Consider the following 24,592-nt stretch of genomic DNA (forward strand, 5'->3'; position numbering starts at 1 on the left):
CACGTGAATAGCCAGGGTCCGCAACAGCACAGCATTACCGAGGCGGCTGCCGACTGGGCGGTGCGCCTGCACGCGGGTGCCCTGACCGAACAGGAGCAGGCCGAGCTGCGACAGTGGATCGCCTGCGACAGCCGCCATGAAGCGGCGCTGCGGTTTGCCGAGCAGACCTGGGCAGCCTTGGGCGACGTGCATAAGGATGAACCTGTGCAGCGTCAGCGCCCGCCTTCGGCAGCGTTGCCGGTGCGTCGGCCCAAACGGCGCAGGCCGTGGCAACGCGTGGCCGCCGTGGCACTGGTGGTGGTGGCAGCGGGCGTGGGTTGGCTGCGCGGGCCGGATGCATTGCTGCGTTTGCAGGCTGACTATGTGACCCAAAAGGGCGAAATCCGTACCGTGCACCTGGCCGACGGCAGCACGGTGGAGCTGGATTCCGCCAGTGCAATTCGGCTGGACTATGACGGCGTGCAGCGTCGCGTCAGCCTGATCCAGGGCTCCGCGATTTTTGATGTAGCACCCATCAAAGGCGAGGAAACCCGACCCTTCGTGGTGCAAAGCGCCGGGGCGCAGACCCGTGCACTGGGCACGCGGTTCGTGGTCGAGCGCGAGGATGAGCGCCAGGCCTGGGTGGGCGTGTTGCAGCACAGCGTCGAAGTCGCGCTGCAAACCGTACCGAAACAAGGTGCGGGCGAACGCGTGCTCAAGGAAGGCCAGGCGGCGCGTTACAGCGCGCAGGACGGCGTGGTGCCGCTGGATCAATTCGATGTGGAGCGCGCCACCAGTTGGCGGCGCGGCGTGCTGATCTTCGACCGGCTGCCCTTGGCCAAAGTCATCGAGCAACTCAACCGCTATCGCCCAGGCCGCGTGGTGTTGACCAACGCCGCCTTGGGCGATCGCGAAGTCAGCGGCGTGTTCCGCCTCGACATGCTCGACACTGCCCTGGCGACCTTGACCCAGGAACTTCAAGTGCAACGCTTGGACCTGGCAGGCCTCAGCCTGATCTATTGATGCCCTGGCGGGAGACACCTCCCGCTGCTCGCCAGAGCCCCTATAAAAAGCCCCTTTCTGAAAAACTTTCAAAAAAGTCTTACTGACTTCCTGCGCCTCGCTCGTCTTGCTAGGTGAGAAGCATTCGCATAAACAAAAATACGCTTAGCGCAGGGAAACCAAACATGTCAGCACTCACCAAGGGGCGCATCACCGGCAGCCGGTTAGCCCTGGCCATCCACTTGGGCCTGTTCGCCGCAGCGGCGCCCGTGTATGCCGCGCAGCCTCAAGCCGGCGCGGCCCAGCCTGTGGTGATGATGTTTGATATTCCTGCGCAGTCCCTGGGCAGTGCGGTGCTGGCGTTCGCCGATCAGGCAGGTTTGCAGGTGTTGTTTGACAGCCAGCGCCTGCAAGGCTTGAGCAGCACGGCGCTCAAAGGCAGCTTCAGCGTGCAGGAAGGCCTTGGCCGTTTGCTCGGCGGCGCGCCGGTGGAGTACCGCTTTACCGGCGAGCGCCAGGTCACCCTCAACCGCGTGGCAGCCGAACATGACGGCGCCATGACCGTCGGCACCACCACCATCACCGGCAACACCAATGGCCAGCCCGGCGACTGGGTGTACCAGAGCCCAAAGTCCGTGGCCGTCATCAGCCGTGACATGATCGACAAACGCCCGCCTCGTCACGCCGCCGACATGCTCGAAGAAACCGCTGGCGTGTACACCGCCGTCAACCAGCGTGACCCCGGCCTGTCGGTGAACATTCGCGGTGTGCAGGACTACGGCCGCGTGAACATGAACATCGACGGCATGCGCCAGAACTTCAACGTCAACGGCCACCAGCAACGCAACGGCACGATGCTGATCGACCCGGAATTCATCTCCAGCATCCAGATCGACAAGGGCAGCCAGTCGGGGCAGGGCGGTGCGGCGGTGTTGGGCGGGATCGCCTCGTTCAAGACCCTGGAGGCCAGTGAGTTTCTCAAGGACGGCAAAGAGATCGGCGGACGTTTTCGCGCCGGCAGCGGCATTGGCGAATTGGGCAATGGCACCTACTTCAATGGCAGCGGCGTGTTTGCCTTCGGTGACGAGCGCGGTGATGTGTTGTTGGGCTACAGCGAGCGGCATTTCGGCAACTACCGCGCCGGGACCCAAAACGACCACAAGCTGGGTACCAACCTGCGTGCGCGCAAATACGCGCCGGCAGCCTTTGATGATTGGTTGAACAGCGAAGTCGGGGACATGGGCAGCGTCACCCGCTCGCAGATCGCCAAGTTCGGTCTCAACTTGCCCAACGACCAGCGCGTGCAACTGAGCTACCTGGAAAGCGACAGCGACAGCAACGATTCCTGGGCCTACATCGCCGATGACCTGCAGAGCGTCTACTACCGTCGCGTCAGCAAAAACAACCTGAATGCCAAGAACTTCGCGCTGGACTACAGCTATACGCCGGATAACCCGCTGATCGATCTAAAGGCCAAGGTCTATTACGTCACCACCCAGCTCGACCGTGCCAATTCGCCCAACATGTCGACGCCGGGCACGGGTAACTACGTCGGTGCCTACAGCGATCATTTCGAGACGGACACCTGGGGGCTGCAGGGCGACAACACCTCGCGTTTTGACTTCGGCGAGCGCGGGCATCTGAGCTGGAACTACGGCGTGGAGATGTATCAGGACGAGTTCAAGCCACGCACCAACAAGGTCGAAGCCGTCAACAACCTCGGCCTGCTGCCCTATGCCGAAGGCAGTACGCCGAGTGGCAAGCGCACCATCGCCAGCCTGTTCAACAACCTGCAATACGAATACGGCGACTGGCTGACCCTGGACGCTGGCTTGCGTTACGACCGTTATCGGCTGGAAGGCCAGACCGGCTTGACCCTGTATCGGCGTGATCGCTTCTTCAGCAGCCTGGTGGGCGCCAAGCGTGTGTCGGAGGTGTTCGATGTGGACCGTGAAGAAGGGCAGTTCTCGCCGACCTTCGGCATCGCGGTCAAGCCGGGAGTGGACTGGCTGCAACTCTATACCCGTTGGGGCAAAGGCTGGCGCCCGCCGGCCGTCACCGAAACCTTCATGACGGGCCGCCCGCACGGTGGCGGTTCCGGGGAGCGCGTGTTTCCCAACCCGTACCTCAAGCCTGAAGAGTCGCGGGATTGGGAAGTGGGCATGAACGTCTTCAAAGAAGGGCTGTTGTTCAGTGATGACCGCCTGGGCATGAAGGTGGCGTACTTCGATACCCGCATTGAGAACTTCTCCTTCCTCAATACCAGCGTCAGTTTGCCGGAAACCCAGTCCGGCGGGTTTCTGGGGACCATGGCCTACGTCAACAACACCAACCCGACGCGCTTTCGCGGGGTGGAATACCAACTCAATTACGACATGGGCCGGGCGTACGCCAACCTCAGTTACACCCACATGATTGGCAGCAATGAGTTCTGCTCCAAGAACTATTACATGGGCGGTGCCAAGACCACCGGGCCGCGCACCACGCGCCTGGAGCGTTTCACGCTGCCGAACGGGCGCATCGGCATTCGCCCGGTCACCACCTATGAAGTGCTCGACGACAACGTCGCCAACAACCAGGAAAGCTGCGGGCGAATCATGGGCAACGCCACGTATATGCCTGCCGATCGCGGCTCGCTGACGCTGGGGGCGCGATTCCTGGACAAGCGTCTGGATACTGGTGTGCGTGTGCGCTACAGCTCGGGCAATGGCGAAAACCTCAATCAGCAGGGTTACGAGCTGATGGACCAGGCGATGTGGCCGCAGTACACGCTCTACGACCTGTACGCCAGTTACTGGATGACCGATCACCTGAACATTGCGCTGGCCTTGGAAAACGCCACCGATGAAGCCTATTTCGTCGCCATGGGCGACGCCAACAACCTCAGCCTGGCGCGCGGGCGAACCCTGAGCGGGATGTTGGAATACAAGTTCTGATCGGTGCGCTGATGCACCTGATCAAGGGTTTTGCCCAAGCGTGGGCAAAAAAAGTGCGCCGCACCGGCGTGCTCATCTAAAACGTTGTTTAACGAGGTTTAGTGATGACTATTTCTGTTAGCTACGATTCGGGCCTGGGTTCACTGTCGGTATCCGACTACTTGAGCTCTTGGGCTGTGGGCTTCAATACGGCTGGTCACGGCACCGGCAACACCGGTGGCTTCAGCAACGGTTCCCTCAGTGGTGACCAGTATTCGACCCACGGCGCCAGCAACTCCGAATACGCCTTTATTGCCGACAGCAACACCAGCAACGGCCTGCACTATGTGTTCAACCCGTCGCTGCCTGCCGGCAACAACCTCAATCACTACCTGTGGGGCAACCTCGACAACGTGCAACTGGGCACCGGCCTGGGCGGCGGCGGTGGCAGCGACTTCACCCTCAATGACTTCAAGGTTGCGTTCAACGGCCTCGACCTGAGTGCTGCCGAAGGCGCCGGTCGCGTGGGCAACGAAGTCCAGAGCGTGATCTACGGCCTGATGCAGGGCAACACCGCCGCGCTGGAAAGCGTGCTCAACAACCTGCTGGACGACTTCGGCCTGTCCACGGCCTCGACCTTCGACCAACTGGCCGCTGCCGGCCTGGGTCATGCCGCACCGTCGGCCGATGTTGCCCTGGTCGGCGTGCAAGACGTGGCGCCGGACTGGGCACTCGCTGCCTGACGCTGCTGCATAAAAAAAGCGAAGGGGAGATCGCTCTGCCCTTCGCCGCATGACACACCGCCGTCGCCAAGCCTTCTAACTCTTCAGCGACAGCGGTGCCAAATTCTGCGCAGCGCCGTATCGCCTGTCAACGCGGCGGCGCTGCCCGCTTAACCCCACGAGAATCCCCAGATGCGCCACGCCGGCAACGAAACCCTGGCTGCCCTCACGGCCTATAAAAGTGGCTTCTTCAACATCGGCCTGTTCTCGGCGGTGATCAACCTGCTGATGCTCGCCCCGGCGCTCTACATGCTGCAGGTGTACGACCGGGTGCTGGCCTCGGGTAATCAGATGACCCTGTTGATGCTGACGCTGATGGTCCTTGGCCTGTTCGGCCTGATGGGCGCGTTGGAGTGGGTGCGCAGCCAGGTGGTGATCCGCCTCGGCACGCAAATGGACATGCGCTTGAACCAGCGCGTATACGATGCCGCGTTCGAAGCGCAACTCAAGGGCGGCACCCAGGCAGCGGGCCAGGCCTTGAACGACCTGACCACGCTGCGCCAGTTCGCCACTGGCCAGGCGTTGTTCGCGTTTTTTGATGCGCCGTGGTTTCCGGTGTACCTGCTGGTGATCTTCCTTTTTCACCCCTGGCTCGGTCTGCTGGCCCTGGGCGGTGCGCTGGTCCTGATCGCGCTGGCGTGGGTCAACCACCATGTCAGCCAGGCACCGATGGCCCAGGCCAGCCAACTGTCCATCAGCGCCAGCCAACAGGCCACGGCCAATTTGCGCAATGCGGAAACCATCGAAGCCATGGGCATGCTCGCCACCTTGCGCGAGCGTTGGTTCACCCAGCACCAGGCGTTTCTGGCGCAGCAGAACCTGGCCAGTGAAAAGACCGCCGCCGTTACCGCCTGGTCCAAGGGCGTGCGTCTGGCCTTGCAGTCGCTGGTGTTGGGGTTGGGCGCTTTGCTGGCGGTGCAGGGTGACATCACGCCGGGAATGATGATCGCCGGCTCCATCTTGATGGGCCGCGTGCTGAGCCCTATCGACCAGTTGATTGGCGTGTGGAAACAGTGGGGTTCGGCGCGCCTGGCCTTCGAACGCTTGTCACAGATGCTGGCGGACAACCCGGCTCGGCCAGCACGTATGAGCTTGCCGGTGCCCAAGGGCCAGCTGAGTGTGGAGCAGGTCAGCGCCTGCGCGCCGGGCAACCGTCGCCCGGCCATTAGTAACCTCGGCTTCAGCTTGCCGGCGGGTGAGGTGTTGGGCGTGATTGGCCCGTCGGGTTGCGGCAAATCCACCCTGGCCCGCGTGTTGGTTGGTGCCTGGGCACCGTTGGCCGGCAAGGTGCGCCTGGACGGCGCCGACCTGACCCAATGGGACAAACAGCAACTCGGCCCGCACATTGGTTACTTGCCCCAGGATATCCAGTTGTTCGCCGGCAGCATCGCGCAAAACATCGCGCGCTTTGCCGACGTGGACGCCGACAAGGTACTCGGCGCCGCGCAAATGGCCGGCGTGCATGACTTGATCCTGCAACTGCCCCAGGGCTACGACACACAACTGGGCGAGGGCGGTGCCGGTTTGTCCGGCGGCCAGAAGCAGCGCGTGGCCCTGGCGCGCGCGTTGTACGGCCTGCCCGCGCTGATCGTGCTGGATGAGCCCAACGCTAACCTTGATGAAGTCGGTGAGCAGGCCTTGCTCCAGGCCATCGCCCAGCTCAAGCAGCAGCGCCGCACGGTCATTCTGATTACCCACAAAGCCAACGTGCTGTCCCTGACCGACCAGTTGCTGATTCTCAAGGACGGCCAGTTGCAAGCGTTCGGCCCCACGGCGCGCGTGTTGGAAGCCCGCCAGAAACCCGCGCCGGCCAAGCCGGTGTCGACCCTGAGCATGAGTTACCGCCTCGGTGAAGGAAAGCAGGCATGAGCCAAGTCAAACCCATACCGAATAATGTGCTGGCGCTGGACGATAAGAAGTACTCGCGCCTGGGTTGGCTGCTGGTACTCGGCGGTTTTGCCGGGTTTCTCGGCTGGGCGGCATTGGCGCCGTTGGACAAGGGCGTGGCCGTGTCCGGCAAAGTGATGGTCTCGGGCCATCGCAAGACCGTGCAGCACCCCAGCGGCGGTATCGTCGAGCGCATCGAGGTGCGCGATGGCGATGTGGTCAAGGCCGGCCAGGTGCTGTTGCGCTTGAAAGAAACGCCACTGCGCGGGCAGATGCAATCGCTGCGCAGCCAGTATTGGGCGTCGCTGGCCAGTGAGGCGCGCTTGAGTGCCGAAAGCGAAGGGCTGCCGACCATCGACTTCGGCGCCGAATTACTCAACAAGCCCGACGCCGCCAGCGTGCTGAATTTACAGCGGCAGTTGTTCAGCAGCCGCGCCCAGGCGCTGGCCACCGAGCAGCAAGGCTTGCGCGAAACCATCGCCGGGGCCGAGGCGCAGTTGCGCGGCACGCGCGATTCCCAGGCCAGCAAAGTCCAGCAACGGGCGGCGCTCAACGAGCAATTGCAAGGCCTGCGCGAATTGGCGCGCGACGGTTACATCCCACGCAATCGCCTGCTCGACAGCGAGCGCCTGTACGCGCAGATCGACGGCACCATTGCCGAGGATTTCGGCCGCATCGGCCAACTGCAACGCCAGGTGCTCGAATTGCGTTTGCGCATTCGCCAACTGGGCGAAGATTTCCAGAAAGACCTGCGTGGTCAGTTGGCCGACACCCGCACCCGCAGTGATGACCTGCGCAACCGCCTGGCCTCGGCCGAGTTCGAGCTGGCCAACAGCCTGGTGCGCGCGCCCGCTGCCGGTGTGGTGGTGGGGCTCGATGTGTATACCGAAGGCGGCGTGATCAAACCCGGCCAGGCGCTGATGGACATCGTGCCCCAAGGCGAGCCGTTACTGGTGGAAGCGCGCGTGCCGGTGCAGATGGTCGACAAGGTGCACCCAGGCTTGCCGGTGGAGTTGTTGTTCTCGGCGTTCAACCAGGCCACCACGCCGCGTGTGGCCGGCGAGGTGACACTGGTGTCGGCCGACCGTCAGGTGGATGAGCGTACCGATGAGCCGTATTACACGTTGCGCGCCCAGGTCAGTGCGGCCGGTATGCAGCAATTGGACGGCGTGCAGATCCGTCCGGGCATGCCGGTGGAAACCTTCGTCAAAACCGGTGAGCGTTCGATGCTCAATTACTTGTTCAAACCGCTGCTCGACCGCACGCACATGGCGCTGGTGGAAGAATGAAGACGCTGCTGCTTGCCCTGTGTTTGAGTTGTGCGCCGGCCGCGCAGGCCTTGGGTTTGTTGGAGGCTTATGATCTGGCCCTGCGCAACGATCCAACCTTTCAGGCCGCGATCAAGGAGCGTGAAGCCGGTGAGGAGAACCGCGTGATCGGCCGGGCGGCGTTGCTGCCGAACCTGTCCTGGAGTTACAACAATTCGCGCAATGGATCCGAAGTCACCCAGAACCGCACCACCAGCGACCGCGACTATCGCAGCTACGCCTCCACGTTGACCCTGCAACAACCGCTGCTCGATTACGAAGCCTATGCACGATTTCGCCAGGGCACCGCCCAGGCGTTGATGGCCGATGAACGTTTTCGCAGCAAAAGCCAGGAATTGGCCGTGCGGGTACTGGGCGCCTATAGCCAGGCGCTGTTGGCCCAGGAGCGCATCGAGTTGAGCCGCGCGCAGAAGCGTGCGTTTGCCGAGCGCCTGCAACTCAATGACCGCCTGCTTAAAGGCGGCGAGGGCACGCGTACCGATGTGCTGGAAACCCAGGCGCGGCTGAGCCTGGCCCAGGCCGAAGAGCTTGAATCGCAGGATGCCCAGGACAGCGCCTTGCGTGAATTGGAGGCCATTGTGGGTCAGCCGTTGCTGATCGAAGAGTTGGCACCGCTGGCGCGCCAGTTCGAGATTGCGCCCCTGGAGCCGAACCGTTTTGAGACGTGGCGTGAAATGGCCATGGCCAACAACCCTGAGCTGAAGTCTTCGCATCACGCGCTGGACGTGGCTTCCTATGAAGTCGAGCGTAAGCGCGCCGGGCACTTGCCCAAGGTCAGCCTGTACGCCAGCAGCCGCAAGACCAGCTCCGATTCGGAAAGCAGCTACAACCAGAAGTACGACACCAACAGTGTCGGCATCCAGGTCAGCCTGCCGTTGTTTGCCGGTGGCTCGGTCTCGGCCTCCACACGTCAGGCGGCGAACCAATTGTCCCAGGCTCAATATGAACTGGACGCGCAAACCGCCAACACCCTGGTGGAGCTGCGCAAGCAGTTCAACCTCAACACCAGCGGCGCGGCGAAAGTGCGTGCTTATGAGATGGCCGTCAGCTCGGCTACGGCCTTGGTCAGCGCGACCAAAAAGAGTGTGGCTGGCGGTGAGCGGGTCAACCTCGACGTGCTCGATGCCGAACAACAACTGTTCACCGCCCGCCGCGACCTGGCGAACGCACGGCATGCGTATTTGCTGGCGCGGATTCAGTTGAAGTATTACGCGGGGTTGCTGAGCGAGCAGGACTTGCGGGCGTTGGCAGGGTATTTCCAGCCGTCGGCATGAGTGGTTACAACCCCGCATTCGCGGGGTTGTTCGTCGTTACTAATCTGTGAAACAGCTTCGCAAGGATGGAGCCGGTTGTCGGGTGCCACGGAAAAATTGTTACCTGACGGAAAATAACCTAACGGATGGGTTACGATGAGAGTAGGTGCTTACAAGGGATATGTGATTTCGGTGTTTCTCAGGGATGAACACTGCCCGCCCCACGTTCATGTCAGGGGCATGGCATGGGATGCGCGTTTTCGTTTCAGCTTTCTGGATGGGGACGTGGAGTTGTGGGATGTAGAGCCGGATCGCAGGCGGCCATCCACTTCGCTCTTGAAGGAGCTACGCGAGGCGATCATGCAGCCGCATTACCTGGCGCGGGCACGCAGGATCTGGTGGGAGAAGCTGCAAACGGTTTGCCTGGAGAACCATTCCTGGGATTGGGACGCCGATGAGGTACTGCCAGGGCTGATCATTCAGCGCGGTGTTTATGTGATTGCACGTGCCCGGCACGATGTCGTGGGGCAGAAGACAATTTTGAATCTGGTCAGGGCACCGGGTTTTGTGGAGATTGATTTATGAAAAAAATCGTAAAAGCCAAAGTCGTGCCGTACAAGCCGCTCACGGACGCCGATGTCGACAAGGCAATCGCCCGTGGGCGCAAGCTCAAACGTCTGTACGCCAATGCCAGCAATGTGCGCTATGAACACGAGTGCATTTCCATCGGCTTCAGCGACGGCAGCCGCGTCATGTTGCCTGTAGCCGGGCTATCGGAGTTCGAAGGGTTTTCCCAGGCGGACTTTCAACAACTGCAGGTCGGCTTTGGCGGCAAGGCGCTGTGCTGTGAGGCGCAGGATCTGGATGTGTCGATCACCGGCCTCATCGCTACCAGCCAGCCCTTGATGGACCTGGCGACAAGCCTGGTAGCGTCGCGCAACGGTCGCAAGAGCAGCGCCGCCAAAACCGCCGCCGCCCGAGCCAATGGCAAGAAGGGCGGTCGGCCACGCAAGAAGGACGATGAGGGTGTTGAATTACCGCCGGGTCAATAACACCCCGGATTCCATATGGTGCGTCCAGGGGAACTGGTCAAACATCGCACACTGGGTAATCCGGTGCGTGTCATGCAGTTGCGCAATGTTCGCCGCCAGCGTCTCCGGGTTGCAGGAGATGTACAGGATGTTGTCAAAACGTCGGGTCAGTTCACAGGTGTCCGGGTCCATGCCGGCGCGCGGTGGGTCGACGAACACGCTACCGAATTCGTAGCTCTTGAGGTCGATGCCGTGCAGGCGGCGGAACGGGCGAACTTCGTTGAGTGCCTCGGTGAGTTCCTCGGCAGACAGGCGCACCAGCGTGACATTATCCACTGCGTTTTCATCGAGGTTGCTTAAGGCCGCATTCACCGAGGTCTTGCTGATTTCGGTGGCCAGCACCTTACGCACCCGGGTCGCCAGTGGCAGGGTGAAGTTGCCGTTGCCGCAGTACAACTCCAGCAAATCATCCGGGCGATCGCCCAAGGCTTCATAGGCCCAGTTGAGCATCTTCTGGTTCACGGTGCCGTTGGGCTGGGTGAACGCGCCCTCGGGTTGGCGGTAGCTGAACGTGCGCCCGCCGACCTCGAGTTTTTCCACCACGTAGTCGTGGCCGATCACATCGCGCTTGCCCTTGGAGCGGCCGATGATGCTGACATTCAAGTCGGCCGCGAGCTTGTTCGCGGCAGTGTGCCAATGCTCGTCCAGCGGGCGGTGATAGCACAGGGTAATCATCGCGTCGCCGGCCAGAGTGGTCAGGAACTCCACTTGGAACAGCTTGTGGCTCAAGGCTGCGCTGGCTTGCCAGGCGGCCTTGAGTTGCGGCATCAGCTCGTTGATGCGTGCGCTGGCGATCGGGAATTCTTCGATGAGGATCGGCGTGCGCTTGTCGTCCTGGGAGAACATCGCGTAGTGGCGCTCGCCGCCTTCGCGCCACAGGCGGAACTCCGCGCGCAGGCGGAAGTTCTGCAGCGGCGAATCGAAGACCTGCGGTTCGGGGGCGTCGAACGGTGCCAACAGGTCACGCAGGCGCGTGACCTTGTCTTGCAATTGAACGGTGTAGCTTGCGGCGTCAAAAGTCATGCGTTGAACCAGCCCAGCTTGATCACAAACAGAATCGACAGGATCACCAGTGCCGGGTTCAGCTCACGGTAGCGGCCCGAAAGCAGCTTGATGGCGGTCCAGGCGATGAAACCGAAGGCGATGCCGTTGGCGATGGAATAAGTGAAAGGCATCGCCAGGGCGGTGACCACCACTGGCGCTGCAACGGTAATGTCATCCCAGTCGATTTCGGCCAGGCCCTGGGTCATCAGCACGGCCACGAACAGCAGCGCCGGCGCGGTGGCAAACGCTGGAACACTGGCGGCCAGCGGCGAGAAGAACAGCGCCAGCAGGAACAGGATGGCGACCACGATGGCGGTCAAACCGGTACGGCCACCGGCGCTCACGCCCGCAGCCGACTCGATGTAGCTGGTGGTGGTCGACGTACCCAGCAGCGAACCGGCCATGGCGGCGGTACTGTCAGCGATCAGTGCACGGCCCATTTTCGGCATGTGGCCGTCCTTGCCCATCAGGCCGGCACGCTTGGCCACGCCGATCAGGGTGCCGGAGTTGTCGAACAGGTCAACGAACAGGAAGGCGAAGATCACGCTGACCAGGCCGATATCCAGCGCACCTTTGATATCCAGTTGCAGGAAGGTCGGGGCCAGGGACGGAGGCATGGAAGTGACGCCGCCGAATGGTGTGAAACCCATCACGATAGACACGATGGTCACCGCCAGGATGCCGATCAGCACCGCGCCGCGTACCGCCAGGGCTTCCAGCGCCACGATCAGCGCGAAACCCAGGGTGGCCAGGATCGGCGCCGGTTGTTTCAGGTCGCCCAGGCCGACCATGGTAGCCGGGTTGCTGACCACGATGCCGGCGTTATGCAGGGCGATCAGCGCCAGGAACAGGCCGATACCGGCTGCAATCGCCGAGCGCAGCGGCAGCGGGATGCTGTTGATGATCCACTCACGGATGCGGAAGATCGACAGCAGGAAGAACAACACCGCCGAAATGAACACCGCGCCCAGCGCGACTTGCCAGGTGTGGCCCATGTGCAGGACCACGGTGTAGGTGAAGAAGGCGTTGAGGCCCATGCCCGGTGCCAGCGCGATCGGGTAGTTGGCGATCAGGCCCATCACGGTCGAACCGATGGCGGCGGCCAGGCAGGTGGCGACAAACACCGCGCCCTTGTCCATGCCGGTCTCGCCGAGGATGCTCGGGTTCACAAACAGAATGTAGGCCATGGCCAGAAAGGTCGTGATACCCGCGAGAATCTCGGTGCGCACGTTGGTGTTGTGTGCTTTGAGTTGAAACAGCTTTTCCAGCATGCCGGCTCCCTGTGACGCTATTTTGCGTCGTTATTTGTTGACCTCTAAGTCAAAGCACAAACTGCGCCAAGCGCCTGTGGTTTCAGAGAGGATCGGAAAAAGCGGCGCATGATACCAGCAGCCGACGCGAAGTGGCGGATAGGCTGCGTATTCTCGAATCTGGCCTTGAGGCATACTGCGCCGACGTTAAATACAGGGTCGTTATCAGCATGAAAAAAGCCAACGCCAGCAGTCTAGCTCTGTTCGCCGCAATCGGCCTGGGGCTTGTGGCACCGGCGTGGGGCGCGGCTGCACCGCCCTTGAGCGAGGTGCGGGTGTTCAAGGTCGAGTCGGCGCGCTGCACGGAAACCATCCCCACGGGAGTGGCGACCACCCAGATGTGCACACACCGGGGCCCGACCAAGGTCTCGGTGATGGAAGTCGGCCTGGGCAAAAGCCCGATGGGCCGCTTCAATGGCGCCGAATTGAATGGGCAGCGCACACCGGTGTGTCAGGTGGGCAACATCAGCGAAGTCTGTAACGGCGCAGGCACTGTGATGGGCTACATCTATGTGTTTGACCTGAATGTCCAGGCCCAAGGCTGGTTCGAATACAGCAATATCTCGATCAATGGCGCGCAAAACACCTTGAAGCTCGAGTTCAACATCCTCTGATCAATCCCCTTGAACGCTCACTACCTTGGGAAGTCGTAGCCCTAAGACGGCGACTTTCCTGAACGCCGCGGATGTGCACCAACCCGTGAGGTGTTTATGAGCGCGACCCCTAATGGCGCGACGACCCAACCGTTCGTCAGCCACCCGATACGCCTGATCCTGAATGGCCAAGACCGCCAATTGCAGGTGTTGCCCTGGACCACCCTGCTGGACCTGCTGCGTGAACAGTTGGACCTGGTAGGCAGCAAAAAAGGCTGTGACCACGGCCAGTGCGGTGCCTGCACGGTGTTGCGCGATGGCAAGCGTATCAACGCCTGCCTGACCCTGGCGGTGATGTGCGACGGTGCCGAGCTGACCACCATCGAGGGCCTGGCCGACGGCGACCAGTTGCACCCGATGCAGCAGGCCTTTATCCAGCGTGACGCGTTCCAGTGCGGCTACTGCACACCGGGGCAGATTTGCTCCGCCGTCGGCCTGGCCAATGAAGGCCGCGCCCATGACTCTGCGCAAATTCAGGAACTGATGAGCGGCAACCTGTGCCGTTGCGGGGCCTACAGCAATATTCGCGATGCCATTGAAGACGTTGTGCTGGGAGGTGACCAATGAACCCCTTCCAGTACAGCAAGCCGGCCGATGTGCATGAAGCCGTGCACCTGAGCAGCGCGACGTCGCGGTTTATCGCCGGTGGCACCAACCTGCTGGACCTGATGAAAGAAAACATCAGCCGCCCCGAACATCTGATCGACATTACCGGTTTGGCGCTGCATGGCGTAGAAGCGACCGCCGACGGCGGGGTGATGATCGGCGCGTTGGTCAGCAATGCCGACCTGGCTTGGCACCCGCTGATCGAGACACGCTACCCATTGCTGTCCCAGGCCATCCTGGCGGGCGCCTCGCCGCAACTGCGCAATATGGCCAGTACCGGCGGCAACCTGCTGCAACGTACCCGTTGCTACTATTTCTATGATGCCAGCGTGCCGTGCAATAAGCGTGAACCTGGCAGCGGCTGCCCGGCGCGCACCGGGTTGAACCGCATCCATGCGATCCTCGGCGCCAGCGAACACTGCGTGGCCACCCATCCCTCGGACATGTGCGTCGCCCTGGCAGCGCTGCAGGCACGAGTACATGTAGAAGGAAGTGGTGGCGCGCGGGTGATCGAGCTTGCCGACTTTCATCGGCTTCCTGGCGATACGCCCGAGCGCGACAACCTGCTGGCCGACGATGAGCTGATCACCGCCATCGAACTGCCGCCTGACCGTCTCGCCAACCATAGCCACTACCTGAAGATTCGTGACCGTGCGTCCTACGCCTTCGCGCTGGTCTCCGTTGCCGCCGCGCTGGAACTGGAAGGCGACACCATCGTCGATGCGCGCCTGGCCCTTGGCGGTGTGGCCCACAAACCCTGGCGCGATCGCGCCGTGGAAGCCGCGCTGATCGGGCAAGCGGTCAGCCGCGAAACCTTCAGTCAGGCCGCTGACGCCCTGCTGCAAGACGCAGAGCCTTTGGAACACAACCGCTTCAAGATCAAGCTGGCACGCCGCGCAATCATCCGTGCATTGAGTGACGCCGCTGTCGCAGGAGAACGCTCATGACCGCTGTCGGTAAACCCCTGGACCGCGTTGACGGTCTGCTCAAGGTCACCGGCCAGGCGCGTTATGCCGGTGAGTTTCCAGGCAACGACTTGCTGCATGGCAGTGTGGTTTCAAGCACGATTGCCAAGGGCCGGGTCCTCAGGATCGACGCGTCCAAAGCTTTGGCGCTGCCGGGCGTGATCAAGGTGCTTGATCATCTGAACCGCCCCCAACTCGCCAGCTACGATGAGGCTTTTGCCGATGCCGATGCGGCCGACGGCTCGCCGTTTCGCCCGCTGTATAACGACCGCGTGCTGTATAGCGGCCAACCCCTGGCCCTGGTGATCGCCGACAACCTTGAACTGGCGCGGCACGCTGCCTCGCTGGTCGAGATCGAATACGCGAGCGAGGCATTTGCAACTGACCTGGTTGCCCTGCAGGAGCAGGCGCACCCTTCGCCGCAAACGCCGCCCAAGCCACGCGGTAATTTCCAGGCCGAGTGGGCCGCTGCCGCCGTCAGCCTGGATATGCACTACAGCACGCCCATCGAGCACCATAACCCGATGGAACCCCACGCCAGCACCGTGCTGTATCAGCCGGACGGCACCCTGCATATCCACGACAAGACCCAAGGCCCGCAGAACTGCCAGGCGTATGTGCAAAAAGTCTTCGGCCTGGATAAAAGCCAGGTAAGGATCTTCGCTGCGTTTGTCGGCGGTGCCTTCGGCTCGGGCCTGCGCCCGCAGTATCAATTGCCGCTGGCGGTGATGGCAGCGCTGGCGCTCAAGCGTTCGGTGCGCGTTACCTTGACCCGCCAACAGATGTTCACGTTTGGCTACCGCCCGCGCACCTTGCAGCGTTTGCAACTGGGCGCTGCCGCCAATGGTCGCCTGTTGGCGTTGGGCCACACTGCGATTGGCCAGACCTCGCGCTTCGAAGACTTCAGCGAACATGTGGTGGAATGGAGCGGCATGCTCTACCACTGCGACAATGTGCAACTGACCTACAAGCTGGTGCCCCTGGACGTGTTCACGCCGATGGACATGCGCGCACCGGGCGCTGCGCTGGGCGTGATCGGCCTGGAATGCGCAATGGATGAACTGGCCTGCGCCCTGGGGATGGACCCTGTGCAACTGCGCCTGATCAACTACGCCGAGCGCAACCAGAACGAAGACAAACCCTGGTCGAGCAAAGCCCTGCGCGAGTGTTACCGCGAAGGCGCCGAGCGCTTCGGCTGGAGCCAGCGCAACCCCGAGCCGCGCAGCATGCGTGATGGCAACCAGTTGATCGGTTGGGGCATGGCCGGTGGTGTGTGGGAAGCCCTGCAGATGAAAGCCAGCGCCAAGGCGCAGTTGGATGCCCAAGGCCAATTGACGGTCAGCAGCGCCACCACTGATATCGGCACGGGTACGTATACGGTGATGACGCAGATTGCCGCGCAAACCAGTGGTGTGGCGATGGCCGATGTGCGTTTTCTGCTCGGCGATTCGTCGTTACCCACGGCGCCGTTACAGGGCGGCTCGTTTACCGTGTCTTCCGTCGGCACTGCGGTGCAGCAAGCCTGCGAGGCGCTGAACGCCAAGCTGCTGGCGATTGCCCGGCAGACTTACCCGGTGTTCAAAGAGGCTGAATCGGTGCGCTTTGAAGACGGCCAGCTGCACACAGGAGACGTGAGTGTGTCCTTGGCGCAACTGGTCAAGGACAGTGGCGAAGAGGTGTTGGCCGTTCAGGTTGACAGCCAACCGGACAAAAAGCGTGAAGGCTATGCGACGGCGACCCATTCGGCGGTGTTTGTCGAGGTTCAGGTCGACGAAGACCTGGGCACGATCAAGGTGCGTCGGGTGGTCAGCGCCATTGCCGCCGGGCGCGTGGTCAATCCGAAGATGGCCCGCAGCCAGATCCTCGGCGGCGTGGTCTGGGGCATCGGCATGGCACTGCATGAAGAAACCCAGGTCGACCATCACCTGGGGCGCAACATGAACCACAGCCTGGCCGAGTACCACATCCCGGTAAATGCCGACATCGGCGACATTGAAGTGATTTTTGTCGAAGAACACGACGAAATTGTCAACGCCCTGGGCTCCAAGGGCGTGGGTGAAATCGGCATTGTCGGGGTGGCGGCAGCGGTGGCGAATGCTATTTACCATGCCACCGGCAAGCGCGTGCGGGAGTTTCCTATCACCTTGGATAAGGTGTTGTAGCGCAGGTCTTCAAACCACCGCAGATCCAATTGTGGGAGCTGGCTTGCCTGCGATAGCGGTATGTCAGCTAAAAATCAGTGACTGACACTCCGCCATCGCAGGCAAGCCAGCTCCCACACTGACTGCTTTTCAACCTGTTTATAGCTTGGTTTCTTCCACCGGCACATGCATCCGATCGCGGTTGGTCAGGGTCGGAAACAGCTTTATCCACACCCCCGTCACCAACAGCGTCCCTATCCCGCCCATCACCACGGCAGGCACTGTGCCGAACCAGTGGGCGGTAATTCCCGATTCAAACTCACCCAGTTGGTTGGAGGCGCCGATAAACAGGCCGTTGACCGCACTGACGCGCCCGCGCATTTCATCCGGGGTCTCCAGCTGCACGAACGAAGCGCGGATCACCATGCTGATCATGTCCGCCGCGCCCAGCACCACCAGCACGGCCAGCGAGAACCAGAACGAAGTCGACAGGCCGAACGCAATGGTTGCCACGCCAAACACACCGACGGCGGTGAACATCACACGGCCAACCTGCCGGTCTACCGAGAACCGCGCCAGCCACAGCGACATCAACAAGGCACCCACCGCCGGCGCCGAACGCAGCAGGCCCAGGCCCCAGGCGCCGGTCAGCAGGATGTCCTTGGCGAACACCGGCAGCAATGCGGTTGCACCGCCCAGCAGCACGGCGAACAGGTCCAACGAGATGGCGCCGAGAATATCCGGGCGGCTGCGAATAAAGCGGATCCCGGCCAGCAGCGAGTCCATGGTTGCCTTGGCCTTGTTCAGCGGCGTCTGGCGTGCGGGCAGGTTAAGGGTCAGCACACAGGCAATCAGGTACAGCGCCACGGTGGGGCCATACACCCACACGCTGCCGAACGCATAAAGCAAGCCGCCCAGCGCGGGTGCGACAATGGTCGCCAGTTGCTGGGCCGACTGCGACGAGGCCACGGCCCGTGGGAACAGCGCGCTGGGCACGATACTCGGCAGCAGCGCCTGGGTGGTGGGCATTTCAAACGAGCGTGCGGCGCCAAGCAGGAAGGCGAGGATAAAGATCATCTCGCGGGTCACGTTGCCGGTCAGGCCGCCGATGGCCAGGGACAAGGCAATCAATGCCTGCACGGTCTGGCAGATGGCAGCGACCTTGCGCCGCTCATAGCGATCAGCCACATGCCCGGTGTGCAACATGAACAACACCCGTGGTACGAACTCCACCAGGCCAACCAAACCCAGGTCCAGCACGTTGCCGGTCAATTGGTAGAGGTTCCAGCCGATGGCCACGGTAAGCATCTGGAAACCGCTGGCGGTAAAGATCCGCGCCAGCCAGAACGCGATGAAAGGGCGGTGGTGACGCAACAGCAACGCAGGTTCACTAGGCATCGGGAAGTCAGGTCAGGAGCAGAGGGAGCGGGCAGATTAGCATCAAGCTGTAACAAATAGTTGCAAGAACTGAGCTGAGGCAAGCTGTCACGCGGCAAAAGACCACGCCGTCCTACAGCCAAAATGGGGCTACTCTTTGAGCAATGCTTGATCCAGATCAAAACCGGCCCCGGGATTGTTCTGGCGGCCGCAAGGCCAGAATCCCTGCGTGATGGGTAAAAAAAGAAACGAATTGAAATTCGCCACACTCCATATCCGTGGGGGCAGTGGGTGCAGGCTCCCGCCAGCAGCCGGTATTACCTGACAGAGGAAGACTTATGTTCGGTTTGGAGGCGCTAGATCTCGCCCGAATTCAATTCGCGTTCACCATCTCGTTTCACATCCTGTTCCCGGCGATTACCATCGGCCTGGCCAGTTACCTTGCGGTGCTGGAAGGCTTGTGGCTCAAGACCCACAACGATACCTACCGTGACCTCTACCATTTCTGGTCGAAGATCTTTGCCGTCAACTTCGGCATGGGGGTGGTTTCGGGCCTGGTCATGGCTTACCAGTTTGGTACCAACTGGAGCCGCTTTTCGGACTTCGCCGGCGCCGTTACCGGCCCGCTTCTGACCTACGAAGTGCTCACGGCCTTCTTCCTTGAGGCGGGTTTCCTCGGGGTGATGTTGTTCGGCTGGAACAAGGTGGGGCGCAAGCTGCACTTCTTTGCCACGGTGATGGTGGCCGTCGGTACGCTGATCTCAACCTTCTGGATTCTGGCCTCCAACAGCTGGATGCAGACGCCGCAAGGCTTTGAAATCATCGACGGCCGGGTGATTCCCACCGACTGGCTGGCGGTGATCTTCAACCCGTCGTTCCCCTACCGCTTGATGCACATGGCTACGGCAGCCTTTGTCGCTACGGCGTTCTTTGTCGGTTCCTCGGCGGCCTGGCACTTGTTGCGCGGCAAGGACAACCCGGCAATCCGCACCATGCTGTCGATGGCGATGTGGATGGCCCTGATCGTGGCGCCTATCCAGGCGGTGATCGGTGACTTCCATGGCCTCAACACCTTGAAGCATCAACCGGCGAAAATCGCCGCGATTGAAGGCCACTGGGAAAATATCGGCAACGAGCCGACGCCGCTGATCCTGTTCGGCTGGCCCGACATGAAGGCCGAGAAAACCAAATACGCGGTCGAAATTCCGTACCTTGGCAGCCTGATCCTGACCCACTCTTTGGACAAGCAGGTGCCGGCGCTCAAGGAGTTCCCGCCCGAGGACCGCCCCAATTCGACCATTGTGTTCTGGTCGTTCCGGGTCATGGTCGGCCTGGGCTTCCTGATGATCTTCACCGGTCTGTTCAGCCTGTGGCTGCGCCGGGGCGACAAGATGTACACGTCCAAGCCGTTCCTGTACCTGGCGTTGTGGATGGGCCCTTCCGGCTTGATCGCGATTCTTGCCGGTTGGTTCACCACCGAAATCGGCCGCCAGCCGTGGGTGGTGTATGGGCTGATGCGCACTGCGGATGCTTCATCCGGGCATAGCCTGGCGCAGATGACCATCACGCTGGTGTTGTTCGTGGTGGTGTACTTCGCGCTGTTCGGCGCCGGTTTGGGCTACATGATGCGCCTGGTGCGCAAAGGCCCGCAGACCCACGAAGGCAGCGAGCCAACCCATGGTGGCCCAGGCCAGAAACGTACACCGGCCCGTCCGTTGTCCGCCGCCGATGACGGCAGCGATGACGACCAAACCCACATCCAGCACAAGGGGAATTGAGATGGGTATTGATCTTCCGCTGATCTGGGCCGTGATTATCATCTTCGGCATCATGATGTACGTGGTGATGGACGGCTTCGACCTGGGCATCGGCATCCTCTTTCCGTTTATCCCCGGCAAAGTCGACCGTGATGTGATGATGAACACCGTCGCGCCGGTATGGGACGGCAACGAAACCTGGCTGGTACTCGGCGGCGCGGCGCTGTTCGGCGCGTTCCCGCTGGCGTATTCGGTGGTGTTGTCGGCGTTGTACCTGCCGCTGATCCTGATGCTGATCGGGCTGATCTTCCGCGGCGTGGCCTTTGAGTTCCGCTTCAAGGCCAAGGACGACAAGCGTCACCTGTGGGACAAGGCGTTTATCGGTGGCTCCATCGCCGCAACGTTCTTCCAGGGCGTGGCGCTGGGGGCGTTTATCGATGGCATTCCGGTGGTGAACCGCCAGTTTGCCGGCGGTTCGCTCGACTGGCTCACGCCGTTCACCCTGTTCTGCGGCGTTGCACTGGTGGTCGCCTATGCCTTGCTCGGCTGCACCTGGCTGATTATGAAAACCGAAGGCAAGTTGCAGGAGCAGATGCACAACCTGGCGCGGCCCTTGGCCTTTGTGGTGCTGGCGGTGATCGGCATCGTCAGCCTGTGGACGCCGCTGGCGCACCCGGAAATTGCCTCACGCTGGTTCACCTTGCCGAACCTGTTCTGGTTCCTGCCGGTGCCGATCCTGGTGCTGGTGACCATGTACGGCTTGATCCGCGCGGTGGCACGTAATGCCCACTACACGCCGTTTCTGCTCACGCTGGTGCTGATCTTCCTCGGCTACAGTGGCCTGGGGATCAGCCTGTGGCCGAACATCATTCCGCCTTCCGTGTCGATCTGGGACGCTGCCGCACCGCCGCAGAGCCAGGGCTTCATGCTGGTGGGCACGTTGTTCATCATCCCGTTCATCCTGGGCTACACCTTCTGGAGCTACTACGTGTTCCGCGGCAAGGTCACCCACGAAGACGGCTACCACTAGGAGGGTCGTTGTATGTCCGGCAAACCTTCGTTACACGAGATTGAACAGGCCGAGAAACAGCCGTTATGGCGGCGCCTGGGGTGGCTGGCGATGATCTGGACCGGCAGCGTGCTGGCCCTGTTCGTCGTGGCCAGCCTGATGCGCATGTTCATGAATGCGGCTGGCCTGACCACTCACTGACATCCCGATCCGGGCTTTGCGGCCCGGTTTTCAAGCCCTCGCTTCGAGGGCTTTTTTTATTTGCGGGCTTTGAGGATGACGAACTTCGGCGTGGCGGCGACTTGTTCAACGCCACGGAACAAACGCGCCAATTTGCTGTGATAACCCAGGTGGCGGTTGCCGACGATATACAGCGCACCGCCCACCACCAGCGCTTCGCGCGCCTGCTGGAACATGCGCCAGGCCAGGAAGTCGCCGACCACCTGTTGCTGGTGGAACGGCGGGTTACACAGCACCACGTCCAAGGATTGCGCTTCCTGGCCGGCGAGGCCATCGGCGGCGCGTACGATGACCTCGCGCGCACCAAAGGCGGCCTGCCAGTTCTCGGCCGCCGACTGCACGGCCATGTAGGACTCATCCACCAGGGTGTACTGCGCGTCGGGGTTTTGCAGGGCACTGGCAATCGCCAGCACGCCGTTGCCGCAGCCCAGGTCCGCCACGCGCGCGCTGCCGAGATTGGTTGGCAGGTGCGGGAGGAAGGCGCGGGTGCCGATGTCGAGGCCTTCGCGGCAGAACACGTTGGCGTGGTTCAACAGTTCGATGGCCGGTGCGTCCAAGGTGTAGCGGGTAGGGTAGGGCGAGACGGCAGCCGGGCGGGCTTCCGCCGTGGCGATCAGCAATCGGGCCTTTTTGACCGCGAGGGAGGCGTGCATCGGGCCGATATAGCGCTCCAGCAACTCGCCCGCCGCCCGTGGCAGGTGCTTGACCATCGCCCCGGCAATCACCTGGGCGCCGGGCGCCAGATGGCCTTGCAGGCGAATCAACTGCTCTTCCAAAAGGGCCAGTTTCTTTGGCACGCGGATCAGCACGCGGTCGAACGGCCCGGCCGGCACCTGGCTGGCAGGCACGAAAGCCACCGCATCAAAGGTCTTGCCGTTGCGCATCAGGTTTTTTTCCAGGCCCTGGGCCGCCAGGAACGAATCGCCGCTGGACGTGACCTGCACCTGGCCTTCCAGGCTGGCCGCCAAGGCGCCGAAGCTGTCGTTGAGCACCAGCACACGGGTTGCAGCGCTTGGCTGCTGCTCGGCCAGGTAGCTGAGCAGGTACTCGTCGGCGGCATCAAAGGCCTGCAACGGGTCATTGTGTTGCTCTGGCTGGCGAATCAGGTCGAGCTGGGCGAAGGGGCTGTCAAGCAGGGGCATGGCGGGGGGAGCTCTTGGTCATCGATGGGGCGGCAGCGGGCACGGGCAACCGGCGCAACCATCTGAGTGAACAACGAAGCGGCACCGGGGCGCCGTATCAACACTCAGAATTGGCCGTAAATGTTACTTTTTTTTCGATGGGATTACATGCGGTGTTTCTTCAGCGGTTAAAACAGACCGGCTTTGGAGGCACTGAGCACGGCGGCAATCTTGTTATTGACCCCCAGTTTTCTCAAGCAACTGCTGATATGAAAGCCCACCGTACGCTCCGACAGGCACAGGATCGTGGCGATGTCCGACGCCGTCTTGCCCAGGGCCGACCACCTGAGAATTTCTGTTTCTCGTGGGGTCAATTTGCAAGGCGCCGCGCCGCTCGGTTTTTCGGCATATTTTTGTGCCACCGCAGCGTGCATCACGTGGCAAAGCCAGAGGACCTGGCCGGCTTTCTCGTAAAGCTCTTCCGGGCTCACTTCGCCGTTGCTTCTGCCCAGGGTCAGCATGCTGAACACGCCTTGAAAATCGTGCACCGCTTGGGTCCATCCAAAGTGCACACCAAACGACTGGGCCAACGACCAGAGGTGGGGTGTGTCGCTGAAGGTTTTTTCGTCCCACACGATGGGCATCACGCTGGTTTTGCAGTGGGCGACCACCGGATCAATATCAAAGAAATGCGCTTGTTTGTAAACGTTGTTCCATTCGTTTGGGTAGTTGTTGAAGTGAATAGGTTTTGCTTGAGTTGCTGGTTGTTGTGAACTCATCGTGAATGAGCAGTATTGGAACCCGAGCTCATAGGTGTGATTGACGACCATCTCATAAATAGTGGTGATCTTGCTCTCACCTTCCAATTTGGGGAGTCGTGTATTGCGCCAGTTAACCATTGGTAACTCTCCATGGGTGTTGATGCCTGGGCACGTCCTATCTCCCAGTAAGGTACGGAAATCAGTGTAGGACAAAGCCTACAGATCGTAATGTGAAAAAATTTTACCGAATGCCTGTATTTTGTTTGTTTAATGCTTGTACAGCGAGTCATCGTTTGTACATATACTTCTGTGGCTCAGATAATTTCAATAGGTTCAATGCGTTAGCAGTGATATTAAATTGGCATTTATTTAGTTGCACTGCGACATATAATGGCCGGTTGAAAGGTTGGAAATAGCTAAATGATTAGTTGGAACTGGATAGTTTCGATCCGACCACTTCTGGTTTAACCCGTAGCGGTTGCTGGCACTGGCAATGTCAGTACAAACCAGCGGTGTTTCCCGCAGCGGCTTTGAGGGACACTAGGGCACCTGTTCAACGGAGCCCCCCATGACGGCCAGTGCTGAGAAATTTACCCGCCAGACCCTGCTCGAGGTGCAATCGCTGACGCCCAGCCTGTTTACCCTGCGCACCACCCGAGACCCGGGCTTTCGGTTTACCGCCGGCCAGTTTGTACGCCTGGGCGTGACCAAGGCGGACGGCAGCACGGTGTGGCGCGCCTACTCCATCGTGTCCTCGCCGTTTGACGAACACCTGGATTTTTTCTCTATCGTGGTTCCGGGTGGCGAATTTACCAGTGAACTAAGCCGCCTGAAGGTGGGCGATACCTTGATGGTGGAGCGTCAGGCCACAGGCTATCTGACCTTGAACCGCTTCGTAGACGGGCGTGATCTGTGGCTGCTGGGCACCGGCACCGGGGTGGCGCCGTTTCTGTCGATGCTGCAGGACTTCGAGGTTTGGGAAAAATTCGAGCGTATCGTGCTGGTCTACAGCGCCCGAGAGGCCAAGGAGCTGGCGTATCAGTCGCTGATCAACACGCTGGGCGAGCGCGAATACCTGGCCGAGTACGCGCACAAACTTACCTACATTCCCATCGTCACCCGTGAGCAGCACCCAGGAGCGCTGAACGGGCGCATCACCACGCTGATCGAGAATGGCGAGCTGGAGCGCGCTGCCGGCGTAGAACTGACGCCGGAGCACTCCCGCGTGCTGATCTGCGGCAACCCGCAGATGGTCGATGACACACGCCAGCTGCTCAAGCAGCGCGATCTGCAACTGAGCCTCAGCCGGCGCCCTGGGCAAGTGGCGGTAGAAAATTACTGGTAATAAAAAAGGCGCCTGAAACAGGCGCC

The 24,592-nt window shown here is 61.3% G+C and carries 21 protein-coding genes; 16 read left to right on the top strand and 5 right to left on the bottom strand.

Features of this window, described 5'->3' with window-relative positions:
• Positions 1-3 precede the first annotated feature (3 nt).
• From FFI16_RS00450 to FFI16_RS00485, 8 genes are all read left to right on the top strand, one after another.
• Positions 4-1,002, top strand: coding sequence for a FecR family protein (locus FFI16_RS00450; RefSeq protein WP_138813743.1), 999 nt, complete (start codon positions 4-6; stop codon positions 1,000-1,002).
• Between the two features lie 164 nt (positions 1,003-1,166).
• Positions 1,167-3,917, top strand: a complete 2,751-nt coding sequence (locus tag FFI16_RS00455; RefSeq protein WP_138813744.1) for a TonB-dependent receptor — start codon at positions 1,167-1,169, stop codon at positions 3,915-3,917.
• A 104-nt stretch (positions 3,918-4,021) separates the two neighbouring features.
• Positions 4,022-4,639: a heme acquisition protein HasA gene (locus FFI16_RS00460; RefSeq protein ID WP_138813745.1), complete on the top strand. Its 618-nt coding sequence runs from the start codon at positions 4,022-4,024 to the stop codon at positions 4,637-4,639.
• 171 nt (positions 4,640-4,810) lie between these two features.
• On the top strand, positions 4,811-6,547 hold the full coding sequence (locus FFI16_RS00465) for a type I secretion system permease/ATPase (RefSeq protein WP_138813746.1): 1,737 nt from the start codon (positions 4,811-4,813) through the stop codon (positions 6,545-6,547).
• Positions 6,544-7,854, top strand: coding sequence for an HlyD family type I secretion periplasmic adaptor subunit (locus FFI16_RS00470; RefSeq protein WP_138813747.1), 1,311 nt, complete (start codon positions 6,544-6,546; stop codon positions 7,852-7,854). The genes FFI16_RS00465 and FFI16_RS00470 overlap by 4 nt, the downstream gene beginning before the upstream one ends.
• Entirely contained in the window at positions 7,851-9,167 is a 1,317-nt protein-coding gene (locus tag FFI16_RS00475; RefSeq protein ID WP_138813748.1) for a TolC family outer membrane protein, read from the top strand. The genes FFI16_RS00470 and FFI16_RS00475 overlap by 4 nt, the downstream gene beginning before the upstream one ends.
• A 135-nt stretch (positions 9,168-9,302) precedes the next feature.
• Entirely contained in the window at positions 9,303-9,731 is a 429-nt protein-coding gene (locus FFI16_RS00480) for a DUF4160 domain-containing protein (protein WP_138813749.1), read from the top strand.
• Positions 9,728-10,198 (top strand): DUF2442 domain-containing protein, encoded by a 471-nt coding sequence (locus tag FFI16_RS00485; RefSeq protein ID WP_138813750.1) that lies wholly within the window; start codon positions 9,728-9,730, stop codon positions 10,196-10,198. Before FFI16_RS00480 ends, FFI16_RS00485 begins: the two co-directional genes overlap by 4 nt.
• On the opposite strand, the gene trmA is transcribed toward FFI16_RS00485, so the two are convergent.
• Together trmA and FFI16_RS00495 are read right to left on the bottom strand one after the other, a co-directional pair.
• Positions 10,181-11,260 carry a tRNA (uridine(54)-C5)-methyltransferase TrmA gene (gene trmA / locus FFI16_RS00490; protein WP_138813751.1) on the bottom strand — a complete coding sequence of 360 codons (1,080 nt, stop codon included), beginning with the start codon at positions 11,258-11,260 and terminating at the stop codon, positions 10,181-10,183. The genes FFI16_RS00485 and trmA overlap by 18 nt on opposite strands.
• A complete protein-coding gene (locus FFI16_RS00495) occupies positions 11,257-12,552 on the bottom strand; it encodes an NCS2 family permease (protein ID WP_065911126.1) in 1,296 nt (431 codons plus the stop codon). The genes trmA and FFI16_RS00495 overlap by 4 nt, the downstream gene beginning before the upstream one ends.
• Before the next feature lie 209 nt (positions 12,553-12,761).
• Between FFI16_RS00495 and FFI16_RS00500 the strand changes: the two genes are divergently transcribed.
• The 4 genes from FFI16_RS00500 (at position 12,762) to FFI16_RS00515 (ending at position 16,977) form a co-directional block, all read left to right on the top strand.
• Positions 12,762-13,205: a DUF4879 domain-containing protein gene (locus FFI16_RS00500; protein WP_138813752.1), complete on the top strand. Its 444-nt coding sequence runs from the start codon at positions 12,762-12,764 to the stop codon at positions 13,203-13,205.
• A 96-nt stretch (positions 13,206-13,301) separates the two neighbouring features.
• Positions 13,302-13,811, top strand: a complete 510-nt coding sequence (locus tag FFI16_RS00505; protein ID WP_138813753.1) for a (2Fe-2S)-binding protein — start codon at positions 13,302-13,304, stop codon at positions 13,809-13,811.
• Positions 13,808-14,797 (top strand): xanthine dehydrogenase family protein subunit M, encoded by a 990-nt coding sequence (locus FFI16_RS00510; RefSeq protein ID WP_138813754.1) that lies wholly within the window; start codon positions 13,808-13,810, stop codon positions 14,795-14,797. The genes FFI16_RS00505 and FFI16_RS00510 overlap by 4 nt, the downstream gene beginning before the upstream one ends.
• Complete coding sequence (locus tag FFI16_RS00515; protein ID WP_138813755.1) at positions 14,794-16,977, top strand: xanthine dehydrogenase family protein molybdopterin-binding subunit; 2,184 nt, start codon at positions 14,794-14,796, stop codon at positions 16,975-16,977. The genes FFI16_RS00510 and FFI16_RS00515 overlap by 4 nt, the downstream gene beginning before the upstream one ends.
• A gap of 138 nt (positions 16,978-17,115) precedes the next feature.
• On the opposite strand, the gene FFI16_RS00520 is transcribed toward FFI16_RS00515, so the two are convergent.
• Positions 17,116-18,354 (bottom strand): MFS transporter, encoded by a 1,239-nt coding sequence (locus FFI16_RS00520; protein WP_138813756.1) that lies wholly within the window; start codon positions 18,352-18,354, stop codon positions 17,116-17,118.
• 317 nt (positions 18,355-18,671) lie between these two features.
• On the opposite strand from FFI16_RS00520, the gene FFI16_RS00525 reads away from it, so the two are divergent.
• From FFI16_RS00525 to FFI16_RS00535, 3 genes are read left to right on the top strand one after another with little or no spacing between them, the layout of a single operon-like run.
• A complete protein-coding gene (locus FFI16_RS00525) occupies positions 18,672-20,111 on the top strand; it encodes a cytochrome ubiquinol oxidase subunit I (protein WP_138813757.1) in 1,440 nt (479 codons plus the stop codon).
• 1 nt (position 20,112) lies between these two features.
• Entirely contained in the window at positions 20,113-21,120 is a 1,008-nt protein-coding gene (gene cydB, locus FFI16_RS00530; RefSeq protein ID WP_056858218.1) for a cytochrome d ubiquinol oxidase subunit II, read from the top strand.
• Positions 21,121-21,132: 12 nt separating this feature from the next.
• Positions 21,133-21,300, top strand: a complete 168-nt coding sequence (locus FFI16_RS00535; protein ID WP_010206690.1) for a DUF2474 domain-containing protein — start codon at positions 21,133-21,135, stop codon at positions 21,298-21,300.
• Between the two features lie 56 nt (positions 21,301-21,356).
• On the opposite strand, the gene FFI16_RS00540 is transcribed toward FFI16_RS00535, so the two are convergent.
• Both FFI16_RS00540 and FFI16_RS00545 read right to left on the bottom strand, forming a co-directional pair.
• Positions 21,357-22,481 carry a methyltransferase gene (locus tag FFI16_RS00540; RefSeq protein WP_138813758.1) on the bottom strand — a complete coding sequence of 375 codons (1,125 nt, stop codon included), beginning with the start codon at positions 22,479-22,481 and terminating at the stop codon, positions 21,357-21,359.
• A gap of 167 nt (positions 22,482-22,648) precedes the next feature.
• Complete coding sequence (locus FFI16_RS00545) at positions 22,649-23,359, bottom strand: LuxR family transcriptional regulator (RefSeq protein ID WP_138813759.1); 711 nt, start codon at positions 23,357-23,359, stop codon at positions 22,649-22,651.
• Between the two features lie 430 nt (positions 23,360-23,789).
• Here FFI16_RS00545 and FFI16_RS00550 point away from each other — a divergent pair, with 430 nt between their 5' ends.
• Entirely contained in the window at positions 23,790-24,566 is a 777-nt protein-coding gene (locus FFI16_RS00550; RefSeq protein WP_138813760.1) for a ferredoxin--NADP reductase, read from the top strand.
• The last annotated feature ends 26 nt before the right edge of the window (positions 24,567-24,592 follow it).

The sequence above is a fragment of the Pseudomonas sp. KBS0710 genome (assembly GCF_005938045.2).
GTDB lineage: Bacteria > Pseudomonadota > Gammaproteobacteria > Pseudomonadales > Pseudomonadaceae > Aquipseudomonas.